Origin of the sequence: Kitasatospora sp. NPDC049258 (assembly GCF_040678895.1) — a bacterium.
Lineage (GTDB): Bacteria > Actinomycetota > Actinomycetes > Streptomycetales > Streptomycetaceae > Kitasatospora.
The window spans coordinates 15,225-33,784 of record NZ_JBFAQT010000011.1 but is presented as its reverse complement, the minus strand read 5'-3'; the positions used below and the strand labels follow the sequence as shown (position 1 = coordinate 33,784).

Annotated in this window: 18 protein-coding genes; 7 read left to right on the top strand and 11 right to left on the bottom strand. The window is 74.3% G+C overall.

Translation table 11 applies throughout. The features are described 5' to 3' along the window. Positions 1–84: 84 nt before the first annotated feature. Together AB0K43_RS12050 and AB0K43_RS12045 are read right to left on the bottom strand one after the other, a co-directional pair. Entirely contained in the window at positions 85–1,794 is a 1,710-nt protein-coding gene (locus AB0K43_RS12050; protein ID WP_363638563.1) for a DUF885 domain-containing protein, read from the bottom strand. A 127-nt stretch (positions 1,795–1,921) separates the two neighbouring features. Further along, positions 1,922–2,752: a rhomboid-like protein gene (locus tag AB0K43_RS12045; protein ID WP_363638561.1), complete on the bottom strand. Its 831-nt coding sequence runs from the start codon at positions 2,750–2,752 to the stop codon at positions 1,922–1,924. A gap of 154 nt (positions 2,753–2,906) precedes the next feature. Here AB0K43_RS12045 and AB0K43_RS12040 point away from each other — a divergent pair, with 154 nt between their 5' ends. After that, complete coding sequence (locus AB0K43_RS12040; protein ID WP_363638559.1) at positions 2,907–3,728, top strand: TetR/AcrR family transcriptional regulator; 822 nt, start codon at positions 2,907–2,909, stop codon at positions 3,726–3,728. 90 nt (positions 3,729–3,818) lie between these two features. On the opposite strand, the gene AB0K43_RS12035 is transcribed toward AB0K43_RS12040, so the two are convergent. The 3 genes from AB0K43_RS12035 to AB0K43_RS12025 form a co-directional block, all read right to left on the bottom strand. Further along, positions 3,819–4,670 (bottom strand): fumarylacetoacetate hydrolase family protein, encoded by an 852-nt coding sequence (locus AB0K43_RS12035; protein ID WP_363638557.1) that lies wholly within the window; start codon positions 4,668–4,670, stop codon positions 3,819–3,821. A gap of 188 nt (positions 4,671–4,858) precedes the next feature. Next, positions 4,859–6,001: a DUF6745 domain-containing protein gene (locus tag AB0K43_RS12030; RefSeq protein WP_363638555.1), complete on the bottom strand. Its 1,143-nt coding sequence runs from the start codon at positions 5,999–6,001 to the stop codon at positions 4,859–4,861. A gap of 38 nt (positions 6,002–6,039) precedes the next feature. Continuing rightward, positions 6,040–6,366, bottom strand: a complete 327-nt coding sequence (locus AB0K43_RS12025) for a hypothetical protein (RefSeq protein ID WP_363638553.1) — start codon at positions 6,364–6,366, stop codon at positions 6,040–6,042. Positions 6,367–6,534: 168 nt separating this feature from the next. On the opposite strand from AB0K43_RS12025, the gene AB0K43_RS12020 reads away from it, so the two are divergent. The 6 genes from AB0K43_RS12020 (at position 6,535) to AB0K43_RS11995 (ending at position 12,868) form a co-directional block, all read left to right on the top strand. Continuing rightward, positions 6,535–7,488, top strand: a complete 954-nt coding sequence (locus AB0K43_RS12020; protein ID WP_363638551.1) for an STM4015 family protein — start codon at positions 6,535–6,537, stop codon at positions 7,486–7,488. A gap of 83 nt (positions 7,489–7,571) precedes the next feature. Continuing rightward, on the top strand, positions 7,572–8,507 hold the full coding sequence (locus tag AB0K43_RS12015; protein ID WP_363638550.1) for an STM4015 family protein: 936 nt from the start codon (positions 7,572–7,574) through the stop codon (positions 8,505–8,507). 14 nt (positions 8,508–8,521) lie between these two features. Then, entirely contained in the window at positions 8,522–9,742 is a 1,221-nt protein-coding gene (locus tag AB0K43_RS12010) for an STM4014 family protein (RefSeq protein ID WP_363638548.1), read from the top strand. Positions 9,743–9,759: 17 nt separating this feature from the next. After that, positions 9,760–10,641, top strand: coding sequence for an STM4013/SEN3800 family hydrolase (locus AB0K43_RS12005; RefSeq protein WP_363638787.1), 882 nt, complete (start codon positions 9,760–9,762; stop codon positions 10,639–10,641). Next, positions 10,638–11,966, top strand: a complete 1,329-nt coding sequence (locus tag AB0K43_RS12000; protein ID WP_363638547.1) for an STM4012 family radical SAM protein — start codon at positions 10,638–10,640, stop codon at positions 11,964–11,966. Before AB0K43_RS12005 ends, AB0K43_RS12000 begins: the two co-directional genes overlap by 4 nt. Positions 11,967–12,019: 53 nt before the next feature. Beyond that, positions 12,020–12,868: an STM4011 family radical SAM protein gene (locus tag AB0K43_RS11995; protein ID WP_363638785.1), complete on the top strand. Its 849-nt coding sequence runs from the start codon at positions 12,020–12,022 to the stop codon at positions 12,866–12,868. Positions 12,869–12,912: 44 nt separating this feature from the next. On the opposite strand, the gene AB0K43_RS11990 is transcribed toward AB0K43_RS11995, so the two are convergent. Genes AB0K43_RS11990 through AB0K43_RS11965 form a run of 6 tightly spaced genes read right to left on the bottom strand, consistent with a single transcriptional unit; the run spans position 12,913 to position 18,361 of the window. Then, on the bottom strand, positions 12,913–13,896 hold the full coding sequence (locus tag AB0K43_RS11990; RefSeq protein WP_363638545.1) for an ABC transporter substrate-binding protein: 984 nt from the start codon (positions 13,894–13,896) through the stop codon (positions 12,913–12,915). A 45-nt stretch (positions 13,897–13,941) separates the two neighbouring features. Further along, positions 13,942–14,706, bottom strand: a complete 765-nt coding sequence (locus AB0K43_RS11985; protein ID WP_363638543.1) for an amino acid ABC transporter ATP-binding protein — start codon at positions 14,704–14,706, stop codon at positions 13,942–13,944. Beyond that, complete coding sequence (locus AB0K43_RS11980) at positions 14,703–15,695, bottom strand: amino acid ABC transporter permease (RefSeq protein ID WP_363638541.1); 993 nt, start codon at positions 15,693–15,695, stop codon at positions 14,703–14,705. The genes AB0K43_RS11985 and AB0K43_RS11980 overlap by 4 nt, the downstream gene beginning before the upstream one ends. A gap of 55 nt (positions 15,696–15,750) precedes the next feature. Further along, a complete protein-coding gene (locus AB0K43_RS11975) occupies positions 15,751–16,683 on the bottom strand; it encodes an ABC transporter substrate-binding protein (protein ID WP_363638540.1) in 933 nt (310 codons plus the stop codon). Between the two features lie 11 nt (positions 16,684–16,694). Continuing rightward, the gene (locus AB0K43_RS11970) at positions 16,695–17,195 is read right to left on the bottom strand and encodes a GNAT family N-acetyltransferase (RefSeq protein WP_363638538.1); all 501 of its coding nucleotides are present in this window, start codon (positions 17,193–17,195) and stop codon (positions 16,695–16,697) included. Further along, positions 17,192–18,361 (bottom strand): LLM class flavin-dependent oxidoreductase, encoded by a 1,170-nt coding sequence (locus AB0K43_RS11965; RefSeq protein ID WP_363638536.1) that lies wholly within the window; start codon positions 18,359–18,361, stop codon positions 17,192–17,194. The genes AB0K43_RS11970 and AB0K43_RS11965 overlap by 4 nt, the downstream gene beginning before the upstream one ends. Positions 18,362–18,560: the final 199 nt, after the last annotated feature.

The window sequence follows — 18,560 nt, the reverse complement described above, 5'->3', positions numbered from 1 at the left end:
AGAATGTCGGATTTTGGGACTAAAGTCCCACAGCGGGCCGGTCCCCCGGGGTAGGACCCCGCCGGACCGGCCCGCCGGACCGGGTCAGAGTGCGCCGAGCTCGGCGACCAGATCGTCCAGGCCGAGCGAGCCCTGGGAGAGCGCGGCCATGTGCCAGGCCTTGAGGTCGAACTCCTCGCCGCGGGCCTCGGCGGCGGCCCGCGCGGCGGCGCGGCCCTGGAGCCAGGCCCGCTCGCCGAGCTTGTAGCCGATCGCCTGGCCGGGCAGGCCGAGGTAGCGGATCAGCTCGCTGTCCAGGAAGTCGGTGGACAGCCCGCAGTACCGGCCGAAGAACTCCCGGGCGTCGTCGGGGAGGACCGGCTCGCCGGGCTTGAACGGGGAGTCGGCGGGGAAGTCCAGGCCGACGTGCATGCCGATGTCGACGATGACCCGCAGCGCCCGCATCATCTGGGCGTTGAGGTAGCCGAGCCGGTGGCCGGGGTCGGTCAGGTAGCCCAGCTCGTCCATCAGGCGCTCGGCGTACAGCGCCCAGCCCTCCAGGTTGGCGCTGACGCCGCCCAGGGTGACCTGGTAGGTGGAGAGCCGGTCGGCGACGTACGTCCACTGCGCCAGCTGCAGGTGGTGGCCGGGGACGCCCTCGTGGTACCAGGTGGAGACCAGGTCCCAGACCGGGAAGGACTCCCGGCCCAGGGTCGGCAGCCAGGTCCGGCCGGGGCGGGAGAAGTCCAGCGAGGGGCCGGTGTAGTACGGCGCGGCGGCGCTGCCGGCCGGGGCGAGCCTGGACTCGACCTTCAGCAGCGGCTCGGCCAGGTCGAAGTGGGTGCCCTGGAGGTCGTTGATCGCCTGGTCCATCAGGCCCTGGAGGTACTCGCGGGCCGCCTCGGGGCCCTTGATCGCCGGCCCGTCGGTCTCCAGCCACTTCATGGCTTCCATCGGGGTGGCCCCGGGGCGGACCTTGTCGGCCTCCACCCTCATCTGGGCTTCCAGGTCGTGGAACTGGCCCCAGGCCCAGCGGTAGGCCTCGTCCAGGTCCAGGTCGGCGCCGGTCCAGTAGCGGACCCAGTGGGCGTAGCGCTCACGGCCGACCGGGTCGGTGGTGCCGGCGGCGGCCGGCGCGTACACCTCGCTCAGCCAGTCCCGGAAGTCGGCGAGCGCGGCCGTGGCCTCGACAGCGGCGGTGGAGAGCCCGGCGGCGACCGGCGCGGGCGCGTCCTGCACGAAGGTGCCGAACCAGCCGCCCGGGACGTCCCCGGCCACCCACTCCTCGAGCTGGCCGATCACCGTGGTGATCTGGCGTGGGCCGGACAGCAGACCGCGCTCGACCCCCTCGGCGAGGGTGGCGCGGTACTGCTCGACGGCCTGCGGCACCTTGGCCAGCCGGCGGCCGATGAGCTGCCAGTCCTGCTCGGTGTCGGTGGGCATCAGGGTGAAGGCCTCGCGCACGTTGTGCACCGGCGAGCCCAGGTTGCGCAGCGAGCGCAGGTGCTCGCCGGCCTCGTGCACGGCGAGCTCGGCGGTCAGCCGCTCGCGGAGCAGTCGGGCGCAGCGCTGCTCGGCCTCGTCGAGGCCGCCGGCGGCCTGGGCGTCGTCGAGCTGGGCGAGGGTGCGGCGGGCAAGGTCGGCCAGGGCCTCGTTGCCGGCCGGGGAGAGGTCGGGCAGCCGGTCGTCCTCAGGATTCAGTCCGAGGTAGATCGCGGTCAGCGGGTCGAGCTCGGCGAGGGCGTGCACATAGGCATCGGCGATACGGCGCGGGGTGGGGCCGTCTTCGGGAGAGGTGATCAGTTCATCAGCCATCCGGCCATCTTTTCGTAGCCGGTCGCGATTTCAAGACCTTCTCGGCCCTTGCATTCACCCCTGCTGACGGAATGTCCGGTCGTGGGGGATCCGGCCGGATCTCGGCCGCTCAGACGGCGTCGGCCGCTCAGACGGCGTCGGCCGGGCCCGCGGCGGCGGCCGGGCCGGTGGTGTCCGCGCGGGCGTCCGCGCGGGTGGGCGGGGTGGCGGGCGGGCGCGGACGAAGGCGGCGGCGCCAGCTGCGCCAGGTGCGGGCCGGGTCCCAGGTGGGGCGGCCGCGGGTCATCCGGTGGAAGCCGAGGCCGATCAGGACGGCGCAGAAGTGCCCGAGGTCCGTGAAGGTGTGCGAGACGACCAGCGGCACCAGGTAGAAGGTGAGCACGGCGCCGCCGTACAGCAGTCGCCAGCGGCCGGCGAAGCGGTAGGTGAGGACGCCCTGCACCCCGGCCAGGGCGTAGGAGACCCCGACGTCCACGGTGTCCGCCAGGCCCGGCGACAGACGTCCGGTCTCGACGCCCCAGGCGACCACGCCCTCGCTGATCAGGGTGGCCAGCACATGGGCGGTGAGCGCGACGGTGAGCCAGCGCCGGGTGCCCAGCCAGCGCTCGGCCGGCACGTTGAAGAGGTGGAAGACCACGAAGTAGAACGGGAAGTTCGCCCGTTCCGTCCAGATCGCGCTGGCCACCAGGGCGTGTACGGGGCGGCTGCGGAGCTGTTCGAGGTTGGTGCTGCGCTTGGCCAGGAACCAGTCCAGCGAGGCCGGTTTGATCTGCGTGACGATGAGGCTGGTGATGGCGAGCAGCAGCAGCCAGACGTACGTCCCGGGGGCGGCGCGGATCCAGCGCCAGAGCGCGCCGGGGGTGGCGCGGGCCCAGCGCCGGAGTGCGCCCGGGGCGCGGGCGGCCAGTGCGGCGACGGACCGGCGGGTCACCCCCAGCCGACCGACCGTCCGCCGCATCCCGCCGCTCCTCCGTGTGCCACGTCCTGACTTTCTGTCACATGATGCGGTGGTATGTCCCGACCTCGCCCGACGACCCGCCGGGCCGGGCCGGGCCCGGTTCGCGGGCTCCGGCCCCCTCCGCGGGGGCCTCCGGGCGATTACGCTGACCGGCATGGCAGCGCGCGCAGCATCCCCCGCCTCCCCGGACGCCCCCCTGGACCCCCAGCCCGATGCCGGCGAGCGCCCGCGGCGGGCCGGGTACCGCCGGCTGCCGGTGCAGCAGCGCCGCGAGCAGCTGATCGCCGTCGCGCTGGAGCTGTTCGGCTCGCGGCCGCCGGAGGAGGTCAGCCTGGACGACGTGGCCGAGGCCGCCGGCGCCTCCCGCCCGCTGGTCTACCGGTACTTCGCCGGCGGGAAGCAGCAGCTGTACGAGGCCGCGCTGCGGACCGCGGCCGAGGAGCTGACCGGCCGGTTCCGGGTGCCGGCCCGGGGCACGCCGACCGAGCAGCTGGCGGCGGTGCTGGACCGCTACTTCGACTTCGTCGCCGAGCACGACGCCGGGTACGGGGCGCTGCTGCGCGGCGGCTCGGTGGTGGAGACGGCGCGGACCACGGCGATCGTGGACGAGGTGCGGCGGGCGGCGCTCAGGCGCACCCTGCGCCACCTGGGGGTGCGGGAGCCGGGGCCCCGGCTGACCCTGCTGGTGCGCTCGTGGATCTCGGTGGTGGAGGCCTCGGCGCTGAGCTGGCTGGACGAGGGGCGGCAGATCCCGCCCGACGCGCTGCGGGACTGGCTGGTCGACCAGTTCGTGGCGATGAGCGCGGCCACCGCGGGACATGATCCGCAGACCGCCCGGATGCTGGCCGGGGTGCTGGCGCTGGAGGTGCCGGGCGGCCCGGCGGACGTGCTGCTGGCGCGGCTGCGGGGGCTGCCGGCGGCGGGCGCGGCGCAGGAGGCCGGTGGGGCGCAGGAGACGGACGGGGCGCAGGCGTAGACCCGGTGCGGGGGGACCCGACCCCGTGCCCGGGTCGGGTCGGCCGCGGTGGCCGCCGCGGCGTGGCGGCGGGTGCGGCGGGTGGGCCGGTCAGGCCTTGCCGAGCACCTGGCGCTGCCGGCCTAGGCCCTCGACCTCCAGCTCGACCACGTCGGACGGGCGCAGGAACGGGGTGCCGGGGTGGCCCAGGGTGACCCCGGCCGGGGTGCCGGTGATGATCACGTCGCCCGGTTCGAGCACCATGAAGTGGCTGAGGTAGCGGACGATCTCCAGCACCGGGAAGACCATCTGGGCGGTGTTGCCGTCCTGCCGCAGCTGCCCGTTGACCCACAGCCGCAGGCCGAGCGCCTGCGGGTCGGCGACCTCGTCCGGGGTGACCAGCCAGGGGCCGAGCGGGGTGAAGGTCTCGGCCGACTTGCCCTTGTCCCACTGGCCACCGCGCTCGAACTGGAACGCCCGCTCGGTCACGTCGTTGACCGCCGCGTAGCCGGCGATCACCTCGGCGGCCTCCCGGTGGCTTTCCAGGTACCGGGCCGTCCGGCCGATCACCACGGCGAGCTCGACCTCGTAGTCGGTCTTCTCGCTGCCGCGCGGCACCAGCACCTCGTCCTCGGGGCCGACCACCGTGTTGCTCGGCTTCAGGAAGACCACCGGCTCCTCGGGGAGCGGGGCGCCCGCCTCCGCGGCGTGGTCGCGGTAGTTCAGACCGATCCCGACCACCTTGCCGGGCCGGGCCACCGGGGCCCCGACGCGCTGCCCCGCGAGGTCCGTCCGGGGCAGCTCGCCCGCCTCGACGGCGGCCGCCAGCGCGACCCGGTCCAGGCCGGCGAGGAAGGCGCCGTCGATGTCCGCAGCGCGGCCGGAGAGGTCGTACGCGGCGCCGTCCCGGCCCAGCACGACCGGACGCTCGGCGCCCACAGGGCCCACACGGAGAAGCTTCACTGACCATCACCACCTGGTTCGTCGCATCTCGACGGGGGAGGCCACAGACCTCCCCCGTCCTATGCGTCCGAGGTATATCAACCCCCTCCACCTGCGAACCAGTGGGTGCGGCTCGGCGAATTCCTATCAATCCGTACAGGCCACCGGGGTGCCGAATCAGGCGGCCACACCCTTGACAACCGGCCCCCTCAGGTCTCGCGCTGCGGCCGGTAGTCCTGCGCGGACACCCCGAAGGTCCAGGCCACCCCGGCCCGGGCGGTCCGGGTACCGGGCGGGACCCGCAGCCAGTAGGTGCGGAAGGTGCCGTCCGGCTCGGCCGTGGAGTTGACCACCTCGACCATCACCACCGGCTCGTCCTCCGGCAGCTGGATCCGCCAGAGCACCCCGGTCTCGTCCCGGTGCAGCGGCTCGGCACCGGAGTCGGCCAGGTAGCGCTCGTAGCCGTAGTGCTCCAGCAGCACCCGGCGCAGCTCGGCGTTCTCCTCGGTGCGGATCCGCTCCGGGGTGACGGTGGCCAGGCCGTCCAGGAACTCCGCCGGCACCGGCATCCCCCGCCAGGCGTGCAGCGCGAAGCCGTCCGGGTAGGCCAGGGCCGGGCCGTCGGCGCGGTCGAGCCGGCCGGCCTCGTCCCGGTGCAGCTCGGCCGGGCGCTCGCTGAGCAGCGCCACCCCTTCGTACGGCCACCACCAGCCGGCGCCCCGGGCGATCTCGGCGAGCGGCGCCAGCGGGCCGAGATCGCCGGCCGCGTCGAAGGCCGCCAGCCAGGGCGCGTCGTGCGGGCCGCCCGCCGCGTCCAGCAGGACCAGGCGGGCGGCGGTCCGGGCGGCGGCGGCGCGCTCCCAGGCCTCGCGCTCCTCGTCCGCGCCGGGCTCCGGGGCCAGCCGGTCGAGCACCGCGTCCCGGATCCGGCCGGACAGCGCGCGGGTCTGCGGCCAGAGCTCGGCGCCGGTCAGCGCCCACAGCTCGGCCCAGCCCGATGCGCCCAGCTCGGTGTGCACCCGGCGGCGGGCGGCCTCCCAGGGGGCGGTCCGGACCGCCTCGCGCACGCTGACGGCGCCGCCCGGCCGCACGCCGGCCGCGGCCAACCGGTCGGCCGGCGGCCCGGGCACCGCGCCCGCGGGCCCGGCGCCGGTCAGCACCAGCGCGGCGGCGGCCGCCTCCAGCGGTGAGCCGAACCACAGCACCGCCGAGGGCTCCGCCAGCCCCGCCGTGCGGTACGCCGCCCGGACCGCCCGCTCGACGGCGGGGCGGTCGGCGGGGCCGGTGCCGGCGGCGGCCGCGCGCCAGCGGGTCACCGCCTCCCGGGTCGAGGAAAGCTGCTGTACCACCATCGGTCTGCTCCGTTTCCGTATCGCCGGGTACCGGCTGCTCAGTCCGCCACGACCCGGACCGCGCCCGGGGTGTACTCCCGCTGGCGCACCACCCGGTACCAGCCCTTGGGCAGCGGGATCACCGCGTGCTCCTCGTGCACCACCCGGCCGCCCTCCGGCAGCCGGAGCCAGGCGGCGGCGAACGGCCCGGCCTCCCGGCGCAGCTCGCCGGGGCCGACCACGGCGTGCGCGTGGCCGGTCACCTCGCCGAGCGCCAGCACCAGGCGCCCGCGCGGGTCGCGCGGCTGCGGCGGCAGCCCGGCGACCACGCTCGGCACGGCGCCCTCCTCGACCGGCACGATCAACACGTCACCCTGGCGGTACATCAGGCCTCCGGCGCTCCGATCCGACCGGGCGCCGGATCCACTACCGGCAAGCTAGACCGAGGCGCTGACAGTCCGTCGGCCGTGCCGCCCGCTCGGGCCGCCCCCTCGGTCGCGCTGTCGGCGGGGCCTGATAGACAGGCCTTCCCGTCCCGTTCCCAGGAGCAGCACATGGCCATCTCCGAGCACGCCGAGCACTTCCACGACCTCCCGGTCTTCGCTCTCGTCCCCGCGCTGGACGAGGGCGCCGCGCTCCCGGACGCGGCCGAGGTCGCCTGGAAGATCGGCCTGGACTACGACTCCGAGCAGACCTTCGAGCAGCGCTGGCAGCAGTTCCTCGACCGGGTGGACACCGAGCGGGTGCGCGCCCTGGTGATCGGCGCCTGGTGGCAGGACGAGCAGGAGCCCGCCCAGGAGACCGTCGAGCTGATCACGGCGGCCGCCGGGCGGCTGCCCGCGCTGCGGGCGCTGTTCTTCGGCGACGTCACGTACGAGGAGTGCGAGATCTCCTGGATCCAGCAGTCCGACGTGACGCCGTTCCTGACCGCCTTCCCGGCGCTGGAGGAGCTGGTGGTCCGCGGCGCCGGTGGGGACTGGGACGGCAACGGCGGGCTGGTGCTCACACCGATGCGCCACCAGGCCCTGCGCAGCCTGCGGTTCGAGAGCGGCGGCCTGCCCGCCGAGGTGGTGCGGGCGGTCGGCGGGTGCGACCTGCCCGCGCTGGAGCGGCTGGAGCTCTGGCTCGGGGTGGAGCAGTACGGCGGCGACTCGACGGTCGCCGACCTCGCGCCGATCCTGGACGGCCTGCGGCTGCCCGCGCTGCGCCGGCTCGGTCTGCTCGACAGCCTGGCCCAGGACGAGATCGCGGCCGCCGTCGCGCACGCCCCGGTGGTGGGGAGGCTGGAGCACCTCGGCCTGGCCATGGGCCTGCTGACGGACGCGGGCGCGGGCGCGCTGCTGGAGGGCCAGCCGCTCACCCACCTGAAGTCGCTGGACCTGCACCACCACTACCTGAGCGAGGAGATGCAGCAGCGCCTCACCACGGCGCTGCCCGGGGTGGAGATCAACCTCTCCGAGGCCGGGAAGCCGGACGACAGCTGGCGCTACGTGGCCGTCGCGGAGTGACCGGCCGGTAGCCGGCGCCTGGTCGAACGGCTGTCGCCCGGGCCTGGTAGACAGGTCCCCCGTCCCGTCCCGAGGAGCAGCGCATGACCGTCAACAGGCACCTTGAGCAGTTCCACGGGCTGCCGGTGTTCGACTTCACCCCCGGCCCCGACACGTCGGCCGAGCTGCCCGCGGCCGGCGCCGTCGCCTGGCGGATATCGGTGGAGTACGGCACGAAGGCCTCGTTCGAGGACACCTGGCTCGACTTCCTCGACCGGGTCGACTCCGCCCGGGTGGGGGCCGTGGTGGTCGGCGCCTGGTGGGCCGAGGACTACGAGCCGATCGGCGGCACGCTGGCCGCGGTGGTCGGGGCGGCCGAGCGGCTGCCGGCGCTGCGCGGCCTGTTCATCGGCGACGTCACCTACGAGCAGTGCGAGATCTCCTGGTTGGAGATGTCCGAGGTGACGGCCGTGCTGACCGCCTTCCCCCGGCTGGAGGAGCTGGTGGTGCGCGGCGGCAGCGGTCTGAAGCTGCGTCCGGTCCGGCACGAGCGGCTCCGGGCGCTGCGGTTCGAGGCCGGCGGCCTGCCCGCCGAGGTGGTGCGGGCGGTCGGCGAGTGCGACCTGCCCGCGCTGGAGCGGCTGGAGCTGTGGCTCGGGGTGGACGAGTACGGCGGTGACCACTCCGTGGCGGACCTCGCCCCGTTCCTGACCGGCGTCCGCTTCCCCGCGCTGCGCCACCTCGGGCTGGAGAACTCCGAGTACCAGGACGACATCGCCGCGGCCGTCGCGCAGGCCCCGGTGGTGGCCCGGCTGGAGCACCTCGCGCTCGCCATGGGCGTGCTGACCGACGAGGGCGCGGGCGCGCTGCTGGAGGGCCAGCCGCTCACCCACCTGAAGTCGCTGGACCTGCACCACCACTACCTGAGCGAGGAGATGCAGCAGCGCCTCGTCGCGGCCCTGCCGGGGGTGGAGGTCGACCTGTCGGACGCGGAGGTCGAGGAGGTCGAGGAGGACCGCTACGTGGCCGTGGCCGAGTAGCGGGCCCGTACCCCATGACCGCTGCCCGCACCAGCCTCGCACCCCTGACCGCTGCTCCCCTGACCACTGCTCCCCGGCTCACCGTGGTCGGCAACCCCGGCCACCGGCGGGTCACCCTGTTCGCCGCCGCCGCCCGGGCCGCCGGGCTGCCCGAACCGGCCGTGCTGCCCTGGCTGGACGTGCTGCGCGGCGACTACCGGCTCGCCCCGGGTGCCCTGCTGCGGATCGAGTCGCCCGGCGAGGACGAGGCGGTGGACCGGCTGCTGCGCGGCCCGGCCCTCGGCGAGGGCTACGCACCGACCAGGGTGGAGGGCACCGCCGCCTGGTACGAGGGGCTGACGTCGGCGCTCGGGCGGCTGGCCCGGGCCGTCCAGGAGACGCCCGGCGCACGGCTGCTGGCCGACCCGGCGGAGATCGCGGTGATGTTCGACAAGCGCCGGGCGCACCGGCTGCTGGCCGCCGCCGGGGTGCCGGTGCCGCGCACCCTGGGCGGCGAAAGCCCGTCCGGCTGGGCCGAGTTGAAGGAGCGGCTGGCGGCGGCCGGGCTGCGCCGGGTGTTCCTGAAGGCCGCGCACGGCTCCTCCGCCGCCGGGGTCCTGGCGCTGGAGTTCGGGCCGCGCGGGCAGGTGCAGGCCACCACCTCGGTCGAGCTGGCGGACGGGCAACTGCACAACTCGCTGCGGGTGCGCCGGTACCGCTCGGAGGCCGAGGCGGCGGCCGTGGTCGACCTGCTGGCGCCGGACGGGCTGCACGTCGAGCAGTGGGTGCCGAAGGCCTCGCAGCGGGAGCGCGCCGCCGACCTGCGGGTGGTGGTGGTCGCCGGCCGGGCCACCCACGCGGTGGTGCGCACCAGCCGCCATCCGATGACCAACCTGCACCTCGGCGGCGCCCGCGGCGATCTGGAGCTGGCCCGCGCGGCGGCCGGCCCGGCCTGGCCGGAGCTGATGGCGGTCGCCGAGCGGGCGGCGGCCTGCTTCCCGCACTCGCCGATGGTGGGGGTGGACGTGCTGCCGACCGGCGGCTGGCGGCGCGGCCTGGTCGGCGAGGTGAACGCCTTCGGCGACCTGCTGCCCGGCCTCACCGGTCTGGCCGGCGGCCCCGCCGAGGGGCTGGACACCTACGGCGCCCAGCTCGCCGCCCTGCTGCCCCGGTCCTGTCCGTCCTCGCGCCGGCCCGATCCCGCCTCGCCCCCACCGCCGCACCGCCCCGCACCACCGACCGGAGCCGCCCGATGACCGAACAGATACCCGACATGCGCCGCATCGTCGGCAGCCACGACCTGCTCCTGGTCACCCTGGACACGCTGCGCTTCGACGTCGCCGAGGAGCTGGCCGCGGCCGGGCGGATCCCGCACCTGGCCGCCGTCCTGCCGGGCGGCCGCTGGGAGCGCCGGCACTCCCCCGGCAGCTTCACCTACGCCGCGCACCAGGCGATCCTGGCCGGCTTCCTGCCCACCCCGGCGCACCCGGACGGGCCGCACCCGCGGCTGTTCGCGGCCCGCTTCGCCGGCTCCGAGTCCACCGAATCCCGGACCTGGGTGTTCGACTCCCCCGACCTGCCCGCCGCGCTGGCGGCGGCCGGGTACCGGACGGTCTGCATCGGCGGGGTCGGCTTCTTCAACAAGCAGGGCCCGCTCGGGTCGGTGCTGCCCGGGCTGTTCCAGGAGAGCCACTGGGAGCCGGCGATGGGCGTGCCCTCACCCACCTCCTTCGAGGCCCAGGTGGCCCGCGCCGAGCAGGTCGCCGCCGAGCAGCCGGCCGGGCAGCCGCTGTTCCTGTTCCTCAACGTCTCGGCGCTGCACCAGCCGAACTGGTTCCACCTGCCCGGCGCCACCCGCGAGCACGGCGACACCCGGGCCAGCCACGCCGCCGCGCTGGAGTACGTGGACGCCCACATCGGCCGGCTGTTCACCGCGATGAGCCGGCGCCGCCCGTGCTTCGCGATCGTCTGCTCCGACCACGGCACCGCGTACGGCGAGGACGGCTACACCGGGCACCGGATCGGCCACGAGGTGGTCTGGACGGTCCCCTACGCGCACTTCACCCTCCCCGCCGCACAAGGCCCGGCACATGGCCCGGCACAAGGCAGCGCCGAACGCCGCACCCAGGACACCGCCGAGGAGCCCGCCCGATGACCAGCACCGCCGAGACCCTGCGGCCGTACCGCTCGTACGTCTACGCCTACCCGCACAAGACCGCCTACCGGCGGCTGCCCGAGCGCCCGGCGCTCGGCGAACTGTGGGCGGGCGAGCCGCAGCACGCGCTCTCGCTCTACCTGCACATCCCGTTCTGCGAGGTGCGCTGCGGCTTCTGCAACCTGTTCACCCGGATCGGCAGCCCCGAGGGCCTGACCACCGCCTACCTGGACGCCCTGGAGCGGCAGGCCACCGCCGTCCGCCGGGCGCTGGCGGACGACGCCCGGTTCGCGCTGGCGGCGTTCGGCGGCGGCACTCCCACCTACCTGACGGCGGGCGAGCTGGAGCGGCTGTGCGACATCGCCGAGCAGCGGATGGGCGCCGACCTGCGGGCGGTGCCGCTGTCGGTGGAGGCCTCGCCGGACACCTGCACCGCGGACCGGCTGGCGGTGCTGGCCGAGCGCGGCACCACCCGGCTCAGCCTGGGGGTGCAGTCCTTCCTGGACGAGGAGGCCCGCTCGGCCGTCCGCCCGCAGAAGCGGGCCGCCGTGGAGGCGGCGCTCGGCCGGATCCGGGCGGCCGGCTTCCCGGTGCTCAACATCGACCTGATCTACGGCATCGACGGCCAGACCGAGGCCAGCTGGCTGCGCTCGCTGGACGCCGCGCTCGCCTGGCGCCCGGAGGAGCTCTACCTCTACCCGCTGTACGTGCGGCCGCTGACCGGGCTCGGCCGACGCACCGCCGAGATCTCCGAGGCCGGCTGGGACGCCCAGCGCCTCGCCCTCTACCGGGCCGGCCGCGACCACCTGCTGGCGCACGGCTACCAGCAGGTGTCGATGCGGATGTTCCGCCGGCTCGACTCCCCCGCGGCGGGCGACGGCGAGTACGCCTGCCAGACCGACGGCATGGTCGGGCTCGGCTGCGGCGCCCGCTCGTACACCTCCCGGCTGCACTACTCCTTCGACTACGCGGTCAACGCCACCGAGGTCCGCGGCATCATCGACGACTACGTGGCCACCGAGGACTTCGACCGGGCCGAGGTCGGCCACCCGATGAGCGGCGCCGAGGCCCGCCGCCGGCACCTGCTGCAGTCGCTGCTGCAGGCCTGCGGGCTCGACCTCGCCGAGTACCGGCAGCGCTTCGGCGGCCCGCCGGCCGAGCACTTCCCGCGCGAGCTGGCCGAGTTGGCGGCCCGCGGCTGGCTGGCGCCGGGCGCCGGGCGGCTCGCGCTGAGCCCGGAGGGCCTGGCGTACTCGGACGCGATCGGGCCGCTGCTGTTCTCCCCGGAGGTCCGGGCCCTGATGGAAGGCTACGAGGCGAAGTGAGCGTCTTCCTGGGCCTGCCCGGGCAGCCCGGCGCCGCCGGCGACCCGGGGCCGCTGGACCTGACCATCCTCTACCGCGGCCCGCTGGCCTCCTGCGACTACGACTGCCCGTACTGCCCGTTCGCCAAGCGGCGGGACGCCCCGGCGCAGCTGCGGGCCGACCGGGCGGCGCTGGAGCGCTTCACCGCCTGGGCGGCGGCGCAGACCGGCGACACCCTCTCGCTGCTGTTCACCCCCTGGGGCGAGGGCCTGGTCCGGTCCTGGTACCGGCGGGCCCTGGCCGAGCTGAGCCGGCTGCCGCAGGTGCGCCGGGTGGCGATCCAGACCAACTTCAGCTGCCGCACCGACTGGCTGGCCGAGGCGGATCTGGACACCCTGGCGTTCTGGATCACCTACCACCCGGGCCAGGTGACCCACGAGCGCTTCCTCGCCCGCTGCCGGGAGCTGACCGCGCTCGGCGCCCGGTACAGCGTCGGCGTGGTCGGCGAGCCGGAGCACCTGGCCCCGGCCCGCCGGCTGCGCGCCGAGCTGCCGCCCGAGGTCTACCTGTGGATCAACGCGGCGGACGGCCGGAGCTACACCGATCAGCAGGCCGCCGGGTGGACGGCGCTCGACCCGCTGTTCGGCTACAGCCGCGACCCGCACCCGAGCGCCGGCCGCCCCTGCCGCACCGGCGAGTCGGTGATCTCGGTGGACGGGGACGGGACGGTGCGCCGCTGCCACTTCGTGCGCCCGCCGCTGGGCAACCTCTACGACGGCTCGTACCGCGCCCAGTTGCTGCCGCGCCCGTGCCCGCTGCCGGTCTGCGACTGCCACATCGGCTATGTGCACCTGGAGAGCCTGCCGCTGTACGAGGTGTTCGCGGGCGGCGTGCTGGAACGGATCCCGCACACCGCCCGCTGACCGCCGGCGCCCGTCGTCGGCCCGGCCTCGTCAGGCCGCCGTCGTCAGCTTGTCTTCGGCAGGCCGGGCGGGTTGATCTCGGAGCTCTGGACGATCTCCTCCGAGAGCCCCCAGCGCTTCAGCACCGAGGCGTAACTGCCGTTCTTCAGCACCTCGTTGATCGCTCCGTTCAGCGCCTTGACCAGGCCGTTGTCCTTCTTCGTGGTGGCCGCGATCTTGCCGAGCACCTGGTCGCCGGCGCCGGAGTAGGTGCCGACCACCTCCGTCTCGCCGGTCTGCGCGGCGTGGAAGGCCGCGGTGGGGTTGGGGCCGAGGTAGGCGTCGATCCGGCCGGAGGAGAGCGCCAGGTAGTAGTCGGAGGAGTTCTGGAAGTACTTGATGTCGACCGGCTTGAGGCCGGCCTTCAGGTTGGCCTCGTTCCAGGAGATCAGCAGCTTCTCCTGGTTGGTGCCGGAGGCGACGGCGATGGTGCGGCCGGCCACGTCCTTGGGCCCGGTGATCTTCCAGCCGGCGCCCTTCTTGGCCTCGAACCCGAGGATGTCCAGCCGGTAGGTGGCGAAGTCGTACTTCTCCTTGCGGGCCTCGGTCACCGTGATGTTGGTGATGCCGACGTCGTACTTGCCGCTGTCCAGGCCGACGAAGACGTTCTCCCAGGAGACCGGGTTGAGCTCGACCTTCAGGCCGAGCACGTCGCCGAGCAGGTAGGCCAGGTCCGGTTCGGCGCCGATGATGGTCCTGTCGTCGGTGGCGTGGAAGTCCAGTGGTGGCACGGTGCCCAGGGAGTCGACCACCTGGAGGGTGCCTCTCTTCCTGATCTCCTCCGGCACCAGGGCCGCGATCGCGTCCACCTTCGCGGTGGTGACCCTCTTCTGGTCGGCCGTCAGGTTCACCGTGGTCCCGTTCGGCGCCACGCTGCCCTTCGTACCGCCGAGGTCGGCGGTGGCGTCCGAGGACGAGCCGCAGGCGCCGAGCACCAGGACGGCGGACAGGGCGGCGGCGGTGACGAGGGCGCGACGGGGTAGGGACATGGCGGAGCTCCGTTCGGGGGTTGGGTTTGTTGCAGGACCTTGGAGTTAGAGGACCTTGGAGAGGAAGGCGCGGGTGCGCTCGTGCCGCGGGTGGTCCAGCACCTCGGCGGGCGGGCCCTGCTCGACCACCACACCGCCGTCCATGAAGACCACGGTGTCCGCCACCTCGCGGGCGAAGCCGATCTCGTGGGTCACCACGATCATGGTGGTGCCGCTGGTGGCGAGGTCCTTGATCACGTCCAGCACCTCGCCGACCAGCTCGGGGTCGAGGGCCGAGGTGGGCTCGTCGAAGAGCAGCACCTTGGGCTCCAGGGCCAGCGCCCGGGCGATCGCCACCCGCTGCTGCTGGCCGCCGGAGAGCCGGCGCGGGTAGGCGTCGGCCTTGTCGGCCAGGCCCACCCGGTCGAGCAGTTCGAGCGCCCGGGCCCGGGCCGCGGCCTTGGGCACCCCCAGCGCGCTGATCGGCGCCTCCACCAGGTTCTCCAGCACGGTGAGGTGCGGGAAGAGGTTGAAGTTCTGGAACACGAAGCCGAGGTGGGTGCGCTGGCGCAGCACCTCGCGCTCCTTGAGCTCGTACAGCCGGTCGCCGGAGCGGCGGTAGCCGATCAGCTCGCCGTCGATCGCCACGTACCCGCGGTCCAGCTTCTCCAGGTGGTTGATGGCCCGCAGCAAAGTGGACTTGCCGGAGCCGGACGGCCCGAGGATCACCGTCACCGACCCGGCCTCGGCCTGCAGGTCGACCCCGCGCAGCACCTCCAGGCGCCCGAAGCTCTTGTGGACGCCGCGGACGTCCACCATGGTCGCGGTCATGAACGGCCTCCCGGGGCGGTGGAGAGCCGGCTCTCCTGGATCTGGCGGACGAAGGCGCGGGCGCGCGCCAGCGGGGTCGGCGGCGGGGTGCGCTCGGCGCCCCGGGCGAAGTACCGCTCGATGTAGTACTGGGCGATCGACAGCAGGGTGGTCAGCAGCACGTACCAGGCGGTGGCCACCATCAGGAGCGGCACCACCCGGCCGGTCCGGCCGTAGATCACCTGCACCTGGTAGAAGAGCTCGCCGATCGCCATCACGTAGACGATCGAGGTGCCCTTGAACAGCGAGATCACCTCGTTGGCGGCGTTCGGCAGGATGCCGCGCATGGCCTGCGGCAGGACGATCCGCCAGGCCTGCCGCAGCCGCGGGATGCCGAGCGCGGCGGCGGCCTCCAGCTGGCCGGCGTCCACCGAGAGCACCCCGGCCCGGACGATCTCGGCGGCGTACGCGGCCTGGTGCAGCGCCAGCCCGAGGACGGCCGCGCCCAGCGCGCCGAGCACGTCCATGGTCTCGAACTGCCAGAACGTGGGCCCGAACGGGATGCCGACCCCGAGCCGCTTGTAGAGGTAGGACAGGTTGAACCAGAAGACCAGCTGGACGATCAGCGGGATCGACCGGAAGGCCCAGACATAGGCCCAGGCGATGGTCTGCAGGATCGGGCTGGCGGACAGCCGCAGGGCGGCGATCACCGCACCCAGCGCGAAGCCCAGGACCGTGCCGTAGCAGGTGAGTTGGAGGGTGATCCAGACCGCCCGCAGGATGCTGTCGGCGGTCACGAAGGCGTTGAAGGTCTGCCAGTCCCAGCCCGGGTTGGTGGCCAGGCCGTGCAGGAACTGGGCGACCAGCACGACGGCGGCGACGCCGGCCAGCCAGCGCCACGGGTGGCGGGCGGGGATCACCCGCAGGCCGGCCGGGCCCGTGGCGGGCGGCGGAGCGGTGGTGTCGGTGGGCTCGGTGGTGTCGGTGGGCTCGGTGGTGGTGACGGTCATGGCGCCCGATTCCTCGGTTGTGGCCGGTTGTCGGCCGGCGGCGGCGGACACGGGATCACGGGTGCTCGGGCGGGCTGATCAGCGACTGGGTGATCGCCGAGTCGGTGGTGCCCCACTTCTGGAGGATCCGGCCGTAGGTGCCGTCCTTGATCAGCTGGTTGACGGCGGCCTGGAAGGCCGGGGTCAGCGGCGAGCCCTTCTTGAACGCGAAGCCGACGTCGAGCCGGTGGAACTCGCCGAGGAACTTCGTCCCGGAGGCCTCCTGGCCGGCCTGGTAGCGCAGGCCGTTGATGGTGGACATCACCACGTCGACCCGGCCCTGCTGGAGGCCGGTCAGCACCGCGCCGCTGTCCGCGAAGGCCCGTACCTCGTACGGCTTCCTGCCCGCGTCGGTGCAGACGTTCTTCCTGCTGTTCAGCGTGGTCTCGAAGGTGGTGCCGACGCCGGTGCCGATGGTCAGGCCGCAGAGCTGGACCAGGTCGGTGACCGGCTGGATCGCGGTGTTGTCCTTCTTCACCGCGAAGCCCTGGCCGTCGTCGATGTAGGTGACGAAGTCGATGGTCTTCAACCGCGCGGTGGTGACCCCGAAGTTGCCGGTGCCCACGTCGTACTTGCCGCTGTCCAGCGCCGGGAGGATGGTCTCGAAGGCCGCCTCCTCCCGCTGGATGGTGATGCCCAGGACCTTGGCCACCGCGTCCGCGAAGTCGACGTCGATCCCGGCGGCCTTGTGGACGGCCGGGTCGGGGAAGAACGCGCTCGGCGGGGTGCCGCCGGCGCCGCCGAGGCGCAGCGTGCCCGCGGCGCGGACGTCGGGCGGCAGCAGGGCCGCGATCGGCTCGACCTTCCGCTCGGCCGCCACCACGTCCTGGCCGGCCGCCGCGACGGCGGAGGCCCCCGGGGCGCCCGGGCCGGCGGGTGCCGGGGCGGAGCTGCAGCCCGCCAGCACCACGGCGGTGGCGGCGAGGGCTGCGGGGAGTGCGCGTCTCACGGTGGTGCCTCTCAGTGGGGTGCGGCGAGGTGCTTCTCGAACGGCAGCGGGCGGGCCTCCGGCGGCGGATCGGCGCCGGGAACGGCCTGGGGGTCGAACAACGGGGTGTACCCGGTGGCCAGGTAGAGCGCCTTGGCCTCGGGCTGGCGCGGGCCGGTGGTCAGGTGGATCCGCCGGTAGCCGGCCGCCGCGGCGGCCCGCTCCAGCTCGACCAGCACCCGGCGGGCCAGCCCCCGGCGGCGGTGCGCCGAGTGCGTCCACATCCGCTTCACCTCGGCGGTGTGCTCGTCGTACCGGCGGTACGCGCCGCCCGCCACCGGCCGGCCGTCCTCCAGCAGGAGCAGCAGCAGACCGTGCGGCGGGGCGAACTCCGCGGCGGGGTAGCGGGCCATCTCCGCGTAGCCGCCGGGGCCGTACCGGGTGACGTACTCATGGGTGAGCTCCCGCACCAGCGGCTCGGTCAGCGGGTCGCCGAGCAGCACCTGCTGGACCTCGACCGGCGGGCTGCTCACGCCTGCGCCGCGATCAGCTGGTGGCGGTCGCGCTCCCGGGCGGCGACCGCGGCCGCCTCGCGCTCGGCCGCCTTGGCGGCGTCCCGCTTGGCCACCTCCGCCCGGACGATCGGGATCACGTACCGGCCGAAGTCGATGGCGTCGCCGAGCAGGTCGTAGCCGCGGGCGGAGAGGATGTCGGCGCCCAGGTCGTAGTAGTCCAGCAGCGCCTCGGCGACCGTCTCGGGGGTGCCGACCAGCGCATTGGAGTTGCCCGCACCGCCGGTGGCGGCGGCGGTCGGGGTCCACAGCGCGCGGTCGTAGCGCTCGCCCTGCGCGGCGAACTCGATCAGCCGCTGCGAGCCGGTGTTCTCCGGCGTCCCGGCCGGCCGTCGGCGGACCAGGTCGGTGTCGGTGGCCGCCCGCCGGGCCCGGATCGCACCGACCGTGCGGTGCGCCTTCTCCCAGGCCAGCTCCTCGGTGGGCGCGATGATCGGGCGGAAGGCGACCTGGATCCGCGGGGTGTCGGTGCGCCCCGCCGCCCGGGCGGCCTGCCGGACCAGCTCGATCTGCTCGGCGGTGGCGGCCAGCGGCTCGCCCCAGAGGCAGAAGATGTCCGCCTCGGCGCCACCGGCCGCGTAGGCGGCGGCGGAGGAGCCGCCGAAGGAGACGTTCGGCCGGGGCTGCTGGACGGGGAAGACGTCCGAGACGAAGTCGTTGAAGCGGTAGTGCTCGCCCTCGTGGTCGAAGGGCTCGTGGCTGGTCCAGGCCTTCTTGACGATCCCGATGTACTCGCGGGTGCGGGCGTAGCGCTGGTCCTTGGTCAGGAAGTCGCCCTCGCGCTGCTGCTCGTGGTCGCTGCCGCCGGTGATGAAGTGCACCGTCAGCCGGCCCTCGCTGATCCGGTCGAGGGTGGCGAAGGTCTTCGCGGCGAAGGTCGGGTAGGAGACGTTGGGGCGGTGCGCCAGCAGGATCTGCAACCGCTCCAGCCGCGCGGCGAGGAAGGCGGCGGCCGGGGCCGGGTCCGGGGCGCCGGCGCCGTACGCGAAGAGCACCCGGTCCCAGCCGTGGTCCTCGTGGGCGCGGGCCAGCCGCAGGGTGTAGTCGCGGTCGAAGGCGGCGGTGGTCCGGGCGGTGGTCTCCGAGCCGTCGCCGGTGGCGGCGATACCGAGGAACTCGACGGGCATGGTGCTGGCCTTTCCAGGACGATGCGGGCATGCCGGAGCCGGGGCAGGGCGCCCGGGCGTGCGGCAGCGCGGCACAGGGGAGGTGAACGAACCGTCGTACGGCGGAGTGTGACGGAGGATCAGCTACGTTCGGAAGATGGCGGCAGCGCACGCCTGTCGATCCGTCGGACATGACGGCATCCCGGCCCGCGACGGGGCA